13 protein-coding genes, 1 tRNA gene and 1 pseudogene are annotated in these 14,008 nt (G+C 65.1%); 4 read left to right on the top strand and 11 right to left on the bottom strand.

Translation table 11 applies throughout. The features are described 5' to 3' along the window. Positions 1 to 8: 8 nt before the first annotated feature. The 4 genes and pseudogenes from ACQP2U_RS01680 to ACQP2U_RS01665 all read right to left on the bottom strand — a co-directional run bounded on the left by ACQP2U_RS01680 (position 9) and on the right by ACQP2U_RS01665 (position 4,958). On the bottom strand, positions 9 to 1,922 hold the full coding sequence (locus ACQP2U_RS01680) for an ABC transporter ATP-binding protein (protein WP_433713054.1): 1,914 nt from the start codon (positions 1,920 to 1,922) through the stop codon (positions 9 to 11). Between the two features lie 77 nt (positions 1,923 to 1,999). Then, a pseudogene (locus tag ACQP2U_RS01675) lies at positions 2,000 to 3,727 on the bottom strand (ABC transporter ATP-binding protein); the annotation flags it as partial. Positions 3,728 to 3,831: 104 nt separating this feature from the next. Beyond that, positions 3,832 to 4,326: an RrF2 family transcriptional regulator gene (locus ACQP2U_RS01670; RefSeq protein ID WP_433713052.1), complete on the bottom strand. Its 495-nt coding sequence runs from the start codon at positions 4,324 to 4,326 to the stop codon at positions 3,832 to 3,834. A gap of 38 nt (positions 4,327 to 4,364) precedes the next feature. Next, positions 4,365 to 4,958, bottom strand: a complete 594-nt coding sequence (locus ACQP2U_RS01665) for a TetR/AcrR family transcriptional regulator (RefSeq protein WP_433713050.1) — start codon at positions 4,956 to 4,958, stop codon at positions 4,365 to 4,367. A gap of 211 nt (positions 4,959 to 5,169) precedes the next feature. Here ACQP2U_RS01665 and ACQP2U_RS01660 point away from each other — a divergent pair, with 211 nt between their 5' ends. Then, positions 5,170 to 7,467 carry an MMPL family transporter gene (locus ACQP2U_RS01660; protein ID WP_433713049.1) on the top strand — a complete coding sequence of 766 codons (2,298 nt, stop codon included), beginning with the start codon at positions 5,170 to 5,172 and terminating at the stop codon, positions 7,465 to 7,467. A gap of 323 nt (positions 7,468 to 7,790) precedes the next feature. Here the strand turns inward: ACQP2U_RS01660 and ACQP2U_RS01655 are convergent, their stop codons facing one another. Next, a complete protein-coding gene (locus ACQP2U_RS01655) occupies positions 7,791 to 8,036 on the bottom strand; it encodes a hypothetical protein (RefSeq protein ID WP_397036284.1) in 246 nt (81 codons plus the stop codon). Between the two features lie 184 nt (positions 8,037 to 8,220). Between ACQP2U_RS01655 and ACQP2U_RS01650 the strand changes: the two genes are divergently transcribed. Continuing rightward, positions 8,221 to 9,255, top strand: a complete 1,035-nt coding sequence (locus ACQP2U_RS01650) for an EamA family transporter (protein WP_433713048.1) — start codon at positions 8,221 to 8,223, stop codon at positions 9,253 to 9,255. Here the strand turns inward: ACQP2U_RS01650 and ACQP2U_RS01645 are convergent. After that, positions 9,252 to 9,452 carry a hypothetical protein gene (locus ACQP2U_RS01645; RefSeq protein WP_364356943.1) on the bottom strand — a complete coding sequence of 67 codons (201 nt, stop codon included), beginning with the start codon at positions 9,450 to 9,452 and terminating at the stop codon, positions 9,252 to 9,254. The genes ACQP2U_RS01650 and ACQP2U_RS01645 overlap by 4 nt on opposite strands. 163 nt (positions 9,453 to 9,615) lie before the next feature. Next, positions 9,616 to 9,831: a hypothetical protein gene (locus ACQP2U_RS01640; RefSeq protein WP_397036287.1), complete on the bottom strand. Its 216-nt coding sequence runs from the start codon at positions 9,829 to 9,831 to the stop codon at positions 9,616 to 9,618. 143 nt (positions 9,832 to 9,974) lie between these two features. Between ACQP2U_RS01640 and ACQP2U_RS01635 the strand changes: the two genes are divergently transcribed. Beyond that, the gene (locus ACQP2U_RS01635; RefSeq protein WP_433713046.1) at positions 9,975 to 10,265 is read left to right on the top strand and encodes a DUF6191 domain-containing protein; all 291 of its coding nucleotides are present in this window, start codon (positions 9,975 to 9,977) and stop codon (positions 10,263 to 10,265) included. Between the two features lie 777 nt (positions 10,266 to 11,042). On the opposite strand, the gene ACQP2U_RS01630 is transcribed toward ACQP2U_RS01635, so the two are convergent. The 3 genes from ACQP2U_RS01630 to ACQP2U_RS01620 form a co-directional block, all read right to left on the bottom strand. Continuing rightward, positions 11,043 to 11,130: transfer RNA gene (locus tag ACQP2U_RS01630), tRNA-Ser, on the bottom strand. 62 nt (positions 11,131 to 11,192) lie between these two features. Further along, entirely contained in the window at positions 11,193 to 11,627 is a 435-nt protein-coding gene (locus tag ACQP2U_RS01625) for a nucleoside deaminase (RefSeq protein ID WP_397036612.1), read from the bottom strand. Between the two features lie 28 nt (positions 11,628 to 11,655). Continuing rightward, complete coding sequence (locus tag ACQP2U_RS01620) at positions 11,656 to 12,195, bottom strand: tRNA adenosine deaminase-associated protein (RefSeq protein WP_397036291.1); 540 nt, start codon at positions 12,193 to 12,195, stop codon at positions 11,656 to 11,658. Positions 12,196 to 12,253: 58 nt separating this feature from the next. Here ACQP2U_RS01620 and ACQP2U_RS01615 point away from each other — a divergent pair, with 58 nt between their 5' ends. After that, positions 12,254 to 13,204, top strand: coding sequence for a prephenate dehydrogenase (locus ACQP2U_RS01615; protein ID WP_433713045.1), 951 nt, complete (start codon positions 12,254 to 12,256; stop codon positions 13,202 to 13,204). Between the two features lie 275 nt (positions 13,205 to 13,479). Here the strand turns inward: ACQP2U_RS01615 and ACQP2U_RS01610 are convergent, their stop codons facing one another. Further along, positions 13,480 to 13,995, bottom strand: coding sequence for a putative glycolipid-binding domain-containing protein (locus tag ACQP2U_RS01610; RefSeq protein ID WP_397036614.1), 516 nt, complete (start codon positions 13,993 to 13,995; stop codon positions 13,480 to 13,482). Between the last annotated feature and the right edge of the window lie 13 nt (positions 13,996 to 14,008).

The following is a 14,008-nucleotide window of genomic DNA, read 5'->3' as shown; positions in this document are numbered from 1 at the left end:
GTTACCACCTAGGCGTCGGCGGCGGCCGCGGCGAACTGGGCGTTGTAGAGGCGGTAGTAGGCGCCGCGTTCTTCGAGGAGGCGCTCGTGGGTGCCGTGTTCGACGATGCGGCCCGCCTCCATGACGACGATCAGGTCGGCGTCGCGGATGGTGGACAGGCGATGGGCGATGACGAAGCTGGTGCGGTCGCGACGCAGCGCCGCGGTCGCGTGCTGGACCAGCGCCTCGGTGCGGGTGTCGACCGAACTGGTCGCCTCGTCCAGGACGAGGATGGACGGTTTGGCCAGGAAGGCGCGGGCAATGGTGATCAGCTGCTTCTCACCAGCGCTGACGCCCGAACCCTCCTCATCGATGACCGTGTCGTAACCGTGCGGCAGGGCGTGTACGAAGCGGTCGACATAAGCGGCGCGCGCGGCTTCGAGAATCTCCGCTTCGCTCGCATTCGGATTGCCGTAGGCGATGTTCTCCCGAATTGTGCCCTTGAACAGCCAAGTGTCCTGTAGCACCATGCCGATCCTGGAGCGCAGGTGATCGCGGGTGGTTTCGGTGATATCGACGCCGTCGATGGTGATGGTGCCCGCATCGAGTTCGTAGAACCGCAGCAGCAGATTCACCAGCGTGGTCTTGCCCGCACCGGTCGGGCCGACGATGGCGACCACATGTCCCGGCTCGGCGACCAGCGACAGCCGCTCGATGACCGGCGTCTCGGGTTCGTAGCGGAACGACACCGCCTCGAACTCGACCCGGCCGCGATCGACCGGCCTGGTGTTCTCCATGATCGGGTCCGGCGACTGCTCCTCGGCATCGAGGATTTCGAAGATCCGCTCGGCCGATGCGACACCGGATTGCAGCAGGTTGGCCATCGCACCGATCTGGGTCAGCGGCTGACTGAACTGCCTGGAGTATTGGATGAAGGCCTGCACCTCACCGAGCGACAGATTGCCGGTCGCCACCCGCAGGCCACCGACCAGCGCCACCAGCACGAAGTTCACATTCCCGAGGAACATGATCGATGGCATGATCAGCCCGGAGATGAACTGCGCCTTGAAACTCGCCTCGTAGAGGTCGTTGTTGCGCTTATCGAATTCCTGTCCGACCTCGCGATTGCGCCCGAATGCGGTGACCACCTCGTGCCCGGTGAAGGCCTCCTCGACCTGGGCGTTCACCATGCCGGTGTACTTCCACTGGTTCACGAAGTGCGGTTTGGAGCGTTTGGCGATCTGCGTGGTCACCACGATCGCGGCGGGCACGGTGAGCAGGGCGATCAATGCGAGCAGCGGCGAGATCCAGAACATCATGATCAGGATGCCGATCACCGAGAACAGCGAAAGGATCAGCTGGCTCATGGTCTGCTGCAGGGTCTGCGACACGTTGTCGACGTCATTGGTGACGCGGCTGAGCAGGTCACCGCGCGGCGTGGAATCGAAGTAGCGCAACGGAAGTCGATGGATCTTGTCCTCGACATCGCTGCGCAGCCGCTTCACCGTGCGGTTGATGACGATATTGAGCAAGAAGGATTGCAGCCAGCTGAAGACCGCGGCGCCGATGTAGAGCAGCAGCACCAGCATCAGCACCCGGCCGACCGCGCCGAAATCCACACCGACGCCCGGGATGACATCCATGGCGCCGAGCATGTCGGCGAGGGTGTTGTTGCCCGAAGCCCGCAGTTGCTGGATCGCCTCTTCTTTGGTGATGCCACTGGGCAATTGGCGACCGACCACACCGTCGAAGACCACATTGGTGGCCTTGCCGAGAATGTAGGGGCCCAGCGTATTCAGCACCACCGAGACGATGGCGAGCGCGACGATCACGCCGACATAAACGCGCTCGGGTGCCAACCTGCGCAATAGCCGCTGCAGCGACGGACCGAACGATTTCGCCTTCGCATCCGGCGCACCGGGATTCACCGCTCCGGGTCTCATCGGATCTCCTCCTGCCGGGTCCGATACCCGTCACCGCTCGGATCGGGCGGCGATCCGTTGCGCTTGGCGAGCACCACCGCCTCATCGGCGCCGAGCTGCGAGGCGACGATCTCCTGGTATTCCGCGCAATCGCGCATCAACTGGTCATGGGTGCCGATCCCGGCCATGACGCCGTCCTCGAGCACCACGATCTGATCGGCCTCGCGGATGGTGGTAACCCGTTGCGCCACAATGATTACCGAGGCATCCCTGGTCGCCGGCCGCAATGCCGCGCGCAGCCGGGCATCGGTGGCGACATCCAGTGCGGAGAACGAATCGTCGAACAGGTAAACCCGCGGCTTCTTCACCAGCGCGCGCGCGATGGCCAACCGCTGACGCTGACCACCGGAGACTGTAGTGCCACCCTGCGCGACCGGTGTCTGCAAACCCTGAGGCATATCACGCACGAAATCGGCGGCCTGCGCGATCTCGAGACATCGCCACAATTCCTCGTCGGTGGCGTCCGGATTGCCGTAGCGCAGATTGCTGGCGATGGTGCCGGAGAACAGATATGCCTTCTGCGGCACCAGCCCGATCTGTTCGCGCAGCACTTCGAGGTCGATATGACGAACGTCGGTGCCGCCGATATAGACCGCACCATCGGTCACATCGATGAGCCGGGGAATCAGATTGAGCAGTGTCGTCTTGCCCGCGCCGGTGGAGCCCACGATCGCCGTGGTCGTCCCCGGCTCCACCTGGAACCGGATTGCCGACAGCACCGGCTTTTCCGCACCGGGAAACGCGAATTCGGCGAATTGCAGATCAACCTGCGCCGGATCGCCTTTGAACGCCTGCGGCAGCCGCGGCGGCAGCACCGAGGTCTCGGTCTCGAGCACCTCCCCGATCCGGTCGGCCGAGACGGCCGCGCGCGGCGCCATCATGGCCAGGAAGGAGGCCATCATGACGGCCATCAGGATCTGCAAGATGTAGGACAGCATCGCGGTGAGCGAGCCGATCTGCATTTTGTCTTCGTTGATCAGATGTCCGCCGAACCAGATCACCGCGACGGCGGTGATATTGCTGATCAGCATCACCAGCGGGAACATCAGCGCCATCAGCCGTCCGACCCGCAGCGAGGATTCGGTGAGTTCGGTATTGGCCACCCCGAAGCGCCAGGTCTCCTGCCGTTCGCGCACGAACGCACGCACCACGCGGATACCGGTGATCTGCTCGCGCAGTACCCGATTGACCTCGTCGATGCGGTGCTGCATATCACGGAAGCCGGGCACCATCTTCGCCACGATGACGCCCATCGAAATGGCAAGTGCGGGCACCGCGATGAGCAGCAGCCAGGACAGCCCGAGATCCTCGCGCAGCGCCATGAAGACGCCGCCGATACACATGATCGGCGCCATCACCAGAATGGTCGCCGACATCACGATCAGCAGCTGAACCTGCTGAATGTCGTTGGTATTGCGGGTGATAAGCGAGGGCGCGCCGAAGATGCCGACCTCGCGCGCGGAGAAGGTGCCGACCCGATGCAGCACCGCGCCGCGCAGATCCCGCCCCGCACCCATCGCGGCCTGCGCACCGAGATAGACCGAGCAGGCCGACGCGATGATCTGCACACCGGTGACCGCGAGCATCCACAGACCGGTGGTCCAGATGTAGCCGATATCGCCCTTGGTGACGCCGTTATCGATCAGGTCGGCGTTCAAGGTCGGCAGGTACAGCATCGCGATGACCGAGATGAGTTGTAGGCCGACGACGCCCGCCAATTGGGCCCGGTACGGGGCCAGATGAGTGCGAAGCAGTCTGATCAGCATAATGAAAAGGAGGCTACCGTCATTCCGTGTGGTCCGTCGCGAACATTCCTGACCAGCACCGATGTTGGTGCGCGCGGCTTTCGGGCCGAAAGACCAGATTCGAATTATCGCCGCGCCCAGGCACCGGGATCCTCGGTGAGCGCACCGATGAATCCAGGCAGCCGATCCTCGGCGATGTCGTCGATGGAGACGTTCTCCAGCACCGCACGGATATTCACCCGCAGGGCGATCCACACCCGCTGCAACGGTTCGGCCGCACCCGGATACCGCACATCCTCCGGACGTTCACCGCGCACCGAGGCCAGTGGTCCCTCGATGGCGCGGATCACATCGGCGATGGAGATCTGCGCGGCCGGGCGGGCCAGCCAATAGCCGCCGTCCGGGCCGCGCCTACTGGTCACCAGATCAGCTCTGCGCAATTCGGCGAGAACCGTTTCGAGCACCTTGGGCGGGATATGCTGCGCGGTCGAAATCGCCTCGGCCTTCACCACCGGCGCGACCTGCAAGGCAACCCGATCCGAGGCGCGGTGGGTCTGCGGTGCGCGGGCGATCTCCAATAGGGTCCGCACCGCGTAATCGACCCTCGCGGTGATGTGCACGGCGGCTACTCCCTGGCCTGTTCGGTATTCGAACGAATCTACGCGGTGTGGCAGCCGGTAAGAACACAGGTGGCCGCGTCCAGCAGTGTGCGCTCCACCACCGAATCCTCGACACCGGGCACGAGTTCGGTGGACAGCAGCGCGACCCCGAGCACTTCCAATGCCGCGCTGGCGCGCAGCTTGGCCACATCGTCGGCACCCGGTCCGGCGAGCCATTCGCGCAGTACCCGAGTCGAATCCAGCATGTCCGGATACCGGTCGGCCATGACATTGATGATCGCGACGGTGTCGCGCACACACAGCGCACCCGCGTCGCGATGGCGGATCATGCCGCGCAAGTAGGCGCGCAAAACGGCTCGCACGCCCTCCTCGTCATGTGGGACCGCATCGATATCATCGATCACCGAGCGCATGTGATCGATGATCGGATCGACGATCGCAAGTAACAGATCCAACTTCGAGGCGTAGTGATAGTAGAGCGAAGCCTTTGTGATTCCTACCGCATCCGCGACCTCGCGCAGGCTCGTCTGCTCGAATCCCTTGGCCCCGAAGAGCTTCACCGCGGCATCGCGAATTGCCATTTTAGTGCCGCCACCTGCGACAACAGCGTTGCCCGCGTCACGAACGGTCATGGGATGATCCTCTCATCACTTATGCGCTGAGCTAACGTTGCCACCAGAATTGAGGTTGTACCTCCGCTTAGCCCCTGGGTAGTCTACCTACCGCACGGTAGGCAGAAAGCGTCAATGGAGGCGGGGGTCGGCAGGGCAATCCCCGCGAGTGCTGTCTACGCGCCACGAATCAGCACGTAACCAGCCATCGCCATCGCTAGGAGAACCCTTCGTGTCCGTTTATCTGTATAGATGGGGGAAGTTCGCTTTCCGCCGGAAATGGATAGTGCTTCCGGTCTGGATTGTCCTCTTCCTGCTGCTAGGCGGCCTCGGCGCGCAGCTCAAGGAGCCGATGACCAATGACTTCAGCATGCCGGCGCTGCCGTCCGCCCGTGCCAACGACATTCTCGACAAGCACTTTCCCGGCGCCTCCGACGCCTTCAAATTCGACGCCGTCACCGGCACCTATGTCGTTGCCGCACCCGATGGGCAGAAGCTGACCGATCCGGCGAACCGGGCGGCGCTGGAGGCCTTCATCGCCGAACTCGGCGCGCTCGACATCGTCGACCACAGCAAGCCGGTGATGAATCCGGTCGAGGCCGCCGAGAAGTCGGGCTGCGTCACCGACCCGGATCCGTCCAAGTGCAGTGGCGCACCGCTGAACGTGCTCAGCAAGACCGATCCCGATTCGGTGGCCTTCTTCAGTGTTCCGTTCACCATCAAAAAGTTCACCGACGTCACCGACGCGCAGCGCGAGGCCGCCTACAACGTGGCCAGCGATGCCCGCAATGCCGGGCTGCAGGTGGAGATGAGCGGTTCGATCGCGCAGAAGAACGAGGGACCCAGCGGTAAGTCCGAGCAGATCGGCATGGGCATCGCGCTGGTCGTCATGATCATCGCCTTCGGCGCCATCGTCGCCGCCTTCGTGCCGATCATCACCGCGATCGTCGGCCTCGGCGCGGCCACCTCGCTGATCTTCCTCGGTACCTCGATCATCGAGGTGCCGAGCTTCACCACCTTCCTCGCATCTATGATCGGCATCGCCCTGTCGATCGACTACGCGCTTTTCATCGTGTCGCGCTACAAACACGAACTGGCAGTGCAGGATTCGCCGGAGGAAGCGGCCGGTACCGCACTCGGCACGGCGGGTTCGGCGGTGGTGTTCGCCGGTCTGACCGTCATCATCGCGCTCGGCGGACTCAGCATCGTCGGCGTGCAATTCATGACCTTCATGGGCCTGGGTGGCGCGATCGCCGCGGCGTTCGCCGTGCTCACCGCCATCACGCTGATGCCAGCGCTGCTCGGTGCGTTCGGCCGGTTCCTGTTCAAGCCGAAGTTGCCGATCGTGGCCCAGCACGATCCCGAGGACGACAAGTCGGTTACCAACGGCATGCGTGTCGGCCGTTTGATCGGCAAGGCGCCCGCGGTCACACTGCTGCTCAGCGTGGTCGTGCTCGGCTTGCTCGCCGCACCCGCCGCCGGTCTGAACCTCGGCTTGCCCGGCGATGACAGCCAGCCCAAGACCTCCACCATCCGCAAGGCCTACGAGCTGCGCACCGAGGGCTTCGGTGAGGGCAGCAACGGCGTGCTGAATGTCGCGGTCGACCTCACCAATGTGCCCGCCGACCGGCGCGAGGCCGCGGTAACCGCCCTGCGATCCAAGCTCGCGTCCTACTCGGGCATGGATTATGTGACCGAGCCCAAGTGGAGTGGTGAGGACAAGGCGGGCGCACTGCTCGACGGCGTGCCCAAGTCGGGTCCGAACAACCAGGCCACCAAGGATCTGGTCAGTGATGCCCGCGATGCCGAGGCGCAGATGCAGTCCGAGTACGGCATCGAATACGGCATCACCGGCACCACGGCGATCTTCGCCGATGTCGACCATGTGCTGCTGAGCAAGATCGTGCCGTATCTGGCGATCGTGGCCGGTGCCGCATTCCTGCTGCTGATCCTGGTATTCCGCTCGATCCTGGTGCCGCTGACCGCGGCGCTCGGCTTCCTGCTCTCCATGGCGGCCACTTTCGGTGCGACGGTGCTGGTCTTCCAGGAGGGCAAGCTCGGGCTGATCGAGGATCCGCATCCGCTGGTCAGCTTCCTGCCGATCATGCTGATCGGTCTGGTGTTCGGCCTGGCCATGGATTACCAGGTGTTCCTGGTGACCCGGATGCGCGAGGAGTTCGTCAACGGCAAGTCGCCGAAGGATGCGATGGTCGCCGGTTATCACCACGGCGCCCGGGTCGTCACCTCGGCCGCGATCATCATGATCGCCGTATTCGGTTCCTTCTTGCTGGAAACCGATATCACCGCGAAATCCATGGGCTTCGCGCTGGCGGCCGGCGTATTGATCGACGCGTTCATCGTCCGGATGGTCGTTATCCCATCGCTGCTGGTGCTGATGGGCAAGTGGTCCTGGTGGATTCCGAAGTGGCTGGATCGGATCCTGCCGGATATCGACGTCGAGGGCGCGAAGCTGCGTGAGCTGCAGCAGCGGTCCGCGGAGACGGTGCAGGTGCCGGTCGGCGTGAGCTGATCGGAGCAAGCGGCTCGGCCCCGCACCCGGATTCGGGTGCGGGGCCGAGTGCGTTCCGGGGACGAAGTAGATGGGTTTCGCCTCGGCCGCTAGTGTGCAGCCGGACGCTTGCATCGTCCGATCGACCTTGATCCCACCGCTTTTGGTGTTGCCGGGCAAAGGGCGTGGAGTGCTGAATATCGATGTGGAAGGGGCCGAGTCGCACTGGGCAGCCGATGCCCGACACGATGCGACAGCCGGTGCGGGCCGGCTGATCTACGAATTCGGGCTGCTATCTGTGGATTTCGCAGCTTGGCGCTCGAATTCCGCTGGGAGACAGGTCATTATTGGCTGGGCTCCGGGATGTCACACTCCTCGATCTTGGGGTTTACACCCATGTAGTTGAGCGGACCGGCCAGCGCCGTCACGGCAATGGTGCCGAACCCAGCACAGTTGATCGGGGCGCTGTCGAAGTAATGGCGCTGACCCGCGGCGAGAATACCGATGGCCAGCCAGATCAGGAGAAGCATTCCGAACAGTCGCGCACCAGCGGAAGGCGCTGGTCTGGGGCGGGTCACACGCTCGCGCATCGTCATCGCTTCCTTTCACACTCGCGTACCAACTCGGGATACCCGCAGGCGAGACGATCACTCTCCAGCCGGATGAGCGTTTGTGCCGATCACCACAGATCAGGCATCGATCGGCAAGGTAAGCACCGTTTTCGAGAAACCGACCGGTCCACTGTCATTTACTTAGGACGCCTAGCTTTCGGCCGTGAAGGTTCAGCCACGCACGGCTCGCGCGGTGCCCGCGCCCATCCTCATCCTCGCCGCTATGGTCAGTATCCAACTGGGTGCGGGCTTGGCCAAGTACCTCTTCGACATCATCGGCGCCAGCACGACGGCAAGCGTGCGACTCGCGTTCGCGGGCGCCATCGCAATGCTGCTGTGGCGGCCCTCGCTGCGCGTCCAGCGCGCGGCCCTGCCCGGCATCATCGGACTCGGTACGGCCGTCGCCGGGATGAATCTCTGCTTCTACGCCGCCCTCGAACACATACCGCTCGGTATGGCGGTCACGCTGGATTTCCTCGGACCACTCACCGTCGCGGTCATCGCCTCGCGCCGCCGGCGCGATCTGGTGCGGACGCTCGTGGCCGGGCTGGGTGTACTGCTGATGATGAAAACCAGTGGTCCGGTGTCGTGGACCGGCGTGCTGTTCGCGATTGCCGCTGGCGCTGGGTGGGGTGCCTACATCGCATGCAGCGAGGTGGTCGGCCGGCATACCTCAGGACACGACGGTTTAGCGCTGGCAATGGCGTTCGGCGGCACACTGGTGCTACCCGTCGCCTTCGCGAACGCAAGCCCGGCACTGCTCGATCCCCTGGTGCTCGTGGCACTCGCCGGTGTCGCGGTGCTCTCGTCGCTGGTGCCGCACACCATCGAACTCGAAGCGCTACGGCGGATTTCAGCGGCCACCTTCGGTGTGCTGATGAGTCTGGAACCGGCGATCGCGGCCGCGGCGGGACTGCTTCTGCTCGGCGAAGATCTCGCGCTCGTTCAGTGCGCCGGTATCGGCCTGGTCATCATCGCCTCGGCGGGCGCGGCTGGCAACGGCTCGGCGGGCGCGACTGGCAGCGCCTCGACGGGCGCGACTGGCAGCGGCTCGACGGGCGCGACTGGCAGCGGCTCGACGGGCGCGACTGGCAGCGGCTCGACGGGCGCAGCTGGCAGCGGCTCGACGGGCACGGCTGGCAGCGCCCCGACGAGAGCTCCTGAACCACAGCGGGTTCTGGATCAGGTGCCAATCTAAGGGCTCGGTTGCGGGACGTTGCAGTCGGCGATTTTCGGGTTCACGCCCATGTAGTTGAGCGGGCCTGCGAGGACAGTCAGGGCGATCGTGCCGAAGCCCGCACAGTTGATCGGACCGCTGTCGAAATAGTGCCGCTGCCCCGACGCCACAACACCGATGACCAACCAGATCACTATCAGCACACTGCCAAGTTTCATTTCGCCCATATCTCTCCCGCGAATCGCGCGCACGGGTTTCAGCGAATTATCGCATCGTGCCGCGGGCGGGCGGGCGCGCCCGACCGCACGGCATGTCGCCGCCCGGCGGAGCACGCCCTCGGCCCCGAGGGTGGCCGAACCCTCGAAGCTCAGCCCTCAGGCGTTACTGACTTGGTTGGGGCACATTGCAATCGGCGATCTTCGGATTGACGCCCATGTAGTTGAGCGGACCGGCGATCACCGTCACCGCAATCGTGCCGAATCCGGCGCAATTGACCGGACCACTGTCGAAATAGTGCCGCTGTCCCGCGGCGACGACGCCGATCACCAACCAGACCAGCACCAGCAGACTGCCGAATCGAAAATAGGGCTCTCTCATCTAACTCTCGCGAATCAATCGCGCGCGGCTCGACTGCACCGCATCGTCGCAGCGCACCCTTCCCGCGCTCACCTAATCGCCGTATACCCGCCCGCCGCCCACTTACCCAGGAACTGCGCATCCGGCTGATGCGTTGGAGCGACATGGCGGATTTGCTGGGCTGGTCCATCCCTGGGTGGGTCCTACTCCTGATGGCCGTAGCCCTCTACGAAGTCCTGACGCGCAAGCGCCGTAAACGCCGCACCCCCGTCTCCGGCACCTTCACCGACGAGTTCACCGCCATGTTCTACGGAACCAAGCGCATGGAACTGGACCACCGAGACTCGGTGTCGATGCTGCGCGACGAACAAGAGCGAGGCGCGCCGCCTGGCTTCGGCGTCGACCTGGACCGGCAGACCGTTGTCCTGCGGCGGCAGGATCCGACCGCATCGTGAATTGGTGCGGCCGAAATCGGTTGTGCATCAGTGAGCATCACTTGGGAGCCATGGGATTACCATCGAGGTATGGGTGGTATGAGGATCCAAATTGCCGTCCGACGTCCAGAAGTGGTCACGTTCATCGATGCGCACAGAGACAATCGGACCGCGAGCGTCGTGGAGGCGCTCGAGCGCGTACAACGCCGCCGATTGCCCGAAGCCGAAGCGATCACTATCGGTGTGCGCCAAACTTTTCCGGACGCGAACTAGAAGCGATCGATCACCGGACCCGACCGAAAGCTGTGCCGGGCCGCGATAACTTGTGCCCACCGCTGCTGTCGCCAAGGCCAACGCAAGCCGTGAAAGAACAGCTGCGTTGCTCGAATCTCTCGCGCGGAATCGTGCTTTCGTGGACGGCATCAAGCGGACCGCATGGACACCGTCGGTCGTGTTCCCCGGCATCAACGACCGCGTCACGCTCGAGAACGCGCCCCTGCTCGAAACGCGCACCCTTTCGTAGTCGCCGTCACCACAGGCGAACTCGACGCCATCGAACCGATAGCGGCGCGACTGGCGAAGTTCGCCGGACACCTGTAGCTACCTGCATAACGACGGGCAAGCCCGCGCGCAGGCCGCTGCCCGGTCGCGGGCATCGAACCCGCGAGTTTCGGCTTCCAGATCGACTACCGAAATGCCGCCGATATCGGCGAGCACATACCCTCGCCGCATAGAACGAGCACATACCCTCGCCGCATAGAAAAGGACCCGGCCTGAGTATCAGGTCGGGTCCCTCGGCGGTGGCGGAGGGATTTGAACCCTCGGAGGGGGGTTACCCCTCACACGCTTTCGAGGCGTGCTCCTTAGGCCGCTCGGACACGCCACCGCCGACAACCATACCGGACGGGGGGCGGATCGCTAAATCGGCTGTGAGCGGGGTGGAAGGGGTCAGCGTTGGGGGCGGAAGAAGGCGTCGAGGAGCGCCGCGCATTCGGCTTCGAGGATGCCGCCGCGGACTTGTGGGCGGTGATTGAGACGGCGGTCACGTACTACGTCCCAAAGGGAGCCGACGGCACCGGTTTTCGGTTCCCAGGCGCCGAAGACCAGGCGGCCGACCCGGGCGAGTACCAGGGCGCCCGCGCACATGGTGCACGGTTCCAGGGTTACCGCGAGTGTGCATCCCTCCAGACGCCAACCGTCGCCGAGGACCGCGGCGGCCTGGCGCAGGGCGAGGATCTCGGCGTGCGCGGTCGGGTCGCCGAGGGCCTCCCTGGCATTGGCCGCGCGCGCGAGTTCGCGCCCGTCGGCATCGAAGACGACGGCACCGACCGGTACGTCGCGATCGCCCGCATCGGCTGCGGCGGCGATCGCGGCCCGGACCATGTCGGCGTCGTCGGTGAGCAAGCCCACCTCAGCGGGGCAGCTTGTCCAGCACCGCCGTGAGTTCGTTGGCGAAGCCGAGCCGCTGGGCGATCATGCCGAGCTGTTCATCCGGATAGAGATCGGTCTCGGCGAGGATCACACTGAGCACGGGTTCGGGCAGGCCGAGGTCGGCCAGGACGCCGAGGTCGCCCTCCTCCCATGGCTCGACATCGTCGAGTTCGTCCGGATCGATGTCCGGAATTTCGATATTGAGGGCCTCGAGGACGTCGGCGGCGATGTCGTAGTCGATCGCGGCCGTCGCATCCGAGACCAGCATCCGGGTGCCGCTCGGCGCGGGCCGGAGCACGATGAAGAACTCGTCATCGATATCCAGCAATCCGAACACCGCGCCGGAACTGCGCAATGCCTTGAGTTCTGTTTCCGCTGCGGACAAATCGGTGAGTGCCGCCTGACTCAGCGGACTGCACCGCCATTTTCCTTCTTCGCGGACAACCGCCACTGCGAACCCTTCCACGTCGTCGTAATCATCCGACGCAGCCTTGTTCGTGCCCGAGCGCTGTGCTGCCATGGCCGCAACGGTAGTCGGCTCGAGCCGAAATGTTGAAGTCGTATGCGAATCTGTTCCGATGACTCCTGACCAGAAAGCACCGGTGTGTGTCCTCGGGACAGGCTTGATCGGCGGTTCGCTGCTGCGCGCCGCCGTCGGCGCGGGCTATGACGCGTGGGGTTACAACAGGTCAGAGGCGGGTGCGCAGGCCGCGCGGGCGGATGGATTCGATGTCACGGGGGATCTGCTCAATGTGCTGACCCGGGCCGCCGATAGCGATGCGCTGATCGTGGTCGCGGTGCCGATGCCCGCGGTGGACCACATCCTCGCCGAAGTAGCGACCTTCGCGCCGCGCTGCTCGCTCACCGATGTGGTGAGCGTCAAGGCACCGGTGGCCGAGGCGGTGCGCAGGCATGGGCTCACGGCTCGCTATATCGGCGGGCATCCGATGGCGGGCACCTCCGAATCGGGCTGGGCCGCCACCGATCCCGGCCTGTTCCGTGACGCGGTGTGGGCGGTCGGCGTGGACGAGGGCACCCATCCCGAACCCTGGCTTCAGGTGGTGCGGCTGGCGTTGGCCTGCGGTGCCGTGGTCACGCCGGTGGTCGCGGACGAGCACGACCGGGCGGTGGCCCGGATCTCGCATCTGCCGCATGTCCTGGCCGAGGCGCTGGCGGTGGCCGGGGCGGCCGGCGGCGACCTGGCGCTCGGACTGGCCGCGGGCTCGTTCCGTGACGGCACCCGAGTCGCCGCCACCGCCCCCGACCTGGTCCGCGCCATCTGCGAACCGAATGCCACCGCCCTGCTCGACGTGCTCGAGGAGACGCTCACCGTGCTGCGCGCCGCCCGCGACAGCCTGCGCGACGAAGGCACCCTCGTCGACCTCGTCGAAGCCGGGCACGACGGCCGCGAACGCTACGAAACCACGCAGCGCTGGGAGATCACCGATATCCGCCCCGGCGACCACAACTGGTTGCAGGCGCTACGCGAGGCAGGCCAGCGCGGTGGAGTGATCACGAAACTGGACTGATCGCAACGAGGAGGCACTGCCCAGCGCTCGGACTTGCCGCGGGCCCGTTCCGTGACGGCACCCGAGTCGCCCCCACCGCCCCCGATCTGGTCCGCGCCATCTGCGAACCGACTGGCACCGCCGAGCTGGACGCGCTCGGGAGGCGCTCGCCGCACTCAGCGCCGCCCGCGACAGCCTCCCGGACGAAGGGCGCACGGCGAGGCCCCTAGCAGGAGAGCGCTGCGCACACTTCGGCGCCACGCATGCGCGGCGCGCCGAAGTGTGGCGGCACCCGATCAGATGCGTTCGGCGAGGCCTGGGTAGTCGAGCAGGAAACCCTCGTCGTCGACGGTGACGGTGGCGCTGGAGACCGGGGACAGCACACTGATGCCGGTGGCGCCGCTGCTGTAGGTAAGGCTGGCTTCCTGGACCAGAAGGTCGGGGAGGCGGACATAGACGACCGGGACCTGGATGTTCTCGACGGCGTTCTGCAGGCCGAAGCGGCGGATGGGCAGGGTGTTGAAGAACGGGCTGAGCACGACGTCGACGTCGAGGGCTCCGGCGAAGGTGGAGCGGACGTGCCCGCCGCCGGCGTCGACGAGCCAATAGTCCTCCTCGTCCCTGGCGATCGAGGCCTGGCGTTCTCCGGCGGCGGTGGTGCTGCGCAGCGATAGCCGCTTGGTGACACCGTTCTCGTCGGTGACCAGGTCATAGGACGCGCTGAACGCGGGATGGTCGGCACACGCGCCGCCGATCATGCGACCAGCGGCGCGGATGCGGTTGCCGTTGAGCGTCACGCGGACGGACTCCATCCGCGACGCGTTG

Source organism: Nocardia sp. CA-084685, from assembly GCF_050955785.1.
Lineage (GTDB): Bacteria > Actinomycetota > Actinomycetes > Mycobacteriales > Mycobacteriaceae > Nocardia.
The sequence above is the reverse complement of the archived record's forward strand: the minus strand, read 5'-3'. Positions and strand labels throughout refer to the sequence as shown.

Coding starts and splice junctions, on each gene's coding strand:
- ACQP2U_RS01680 (WP_433713054.1), bottom strand. CDS start 1,922: ATGAGACCCGGAGCGGTGAATCCCGGTGCGCCGGATGCGAAGGCGAAA.
- ACQP2U_RS01665 (WP_433713050.1), bottom strand. CDS start 4,958: ATGACCGTTCGTGACGCGGGCAACGCTGTTGTCGCAGGTGGCGGCACT.
- ACQP2U_RS01655 (WP_397036284.1), bottom strand. CDS start 8,036: ATGCGCGAGCGTGTGACCCGCCCCAGACCAGCGCCTTCCGCTGGTGCG.
- ACQP2U_RS01645 (WP_364356943.1), bottom strand. CDS start 9,452: ATGAAACTTGGCAGTGTGCTGATAGTGATCTGGTTGGTCATCGGTGTT.
- ACQP2U_RS01640 (WP_397036287.1), bottom strand. CDS start 9,831: ATGAGAGAGCCCTATTTTCGATTCGGCAGTCTGCTGGTGCTGGTCTGG.
- ACQP2U_RS01635 (WP_433713046.1), top strand. CDS start 9,975: ATGGCGGATTTGCTGGGCTGGTCCATCCCTGGGTGGGTCCTACTCCTG.
- ACQP2U_RS01625 (WP_397036612.1), bottom strand. CDS start 11,627: ATGGTCCGGGCCGCGATCGCCGCCGCAGCCGATGCGGGCGATCGCGAC.
- ACQP2U_RS01620 (WP_397036291.1), bottom strand. CDS start 12,195: ATGGCAGCACAGCGCTCGGGCACGAACAAGGCTGCGTCGGATGATTAC.
- ACQP2U_RS01615 (WP_433713045.1), top strand. CDS start 12,254: ATGACTCCTGACCAGAAAGCACCGGTGTGTGTCCTCGGGACAGGCTTG.
- ACQP2U_RS01610 (WP_397036614.1), bottom strand. CDS start 13,995: ATGGAGTCCGTCCGCGTGACGCTCAACGGCAACCGCATCCGCGCCGCT.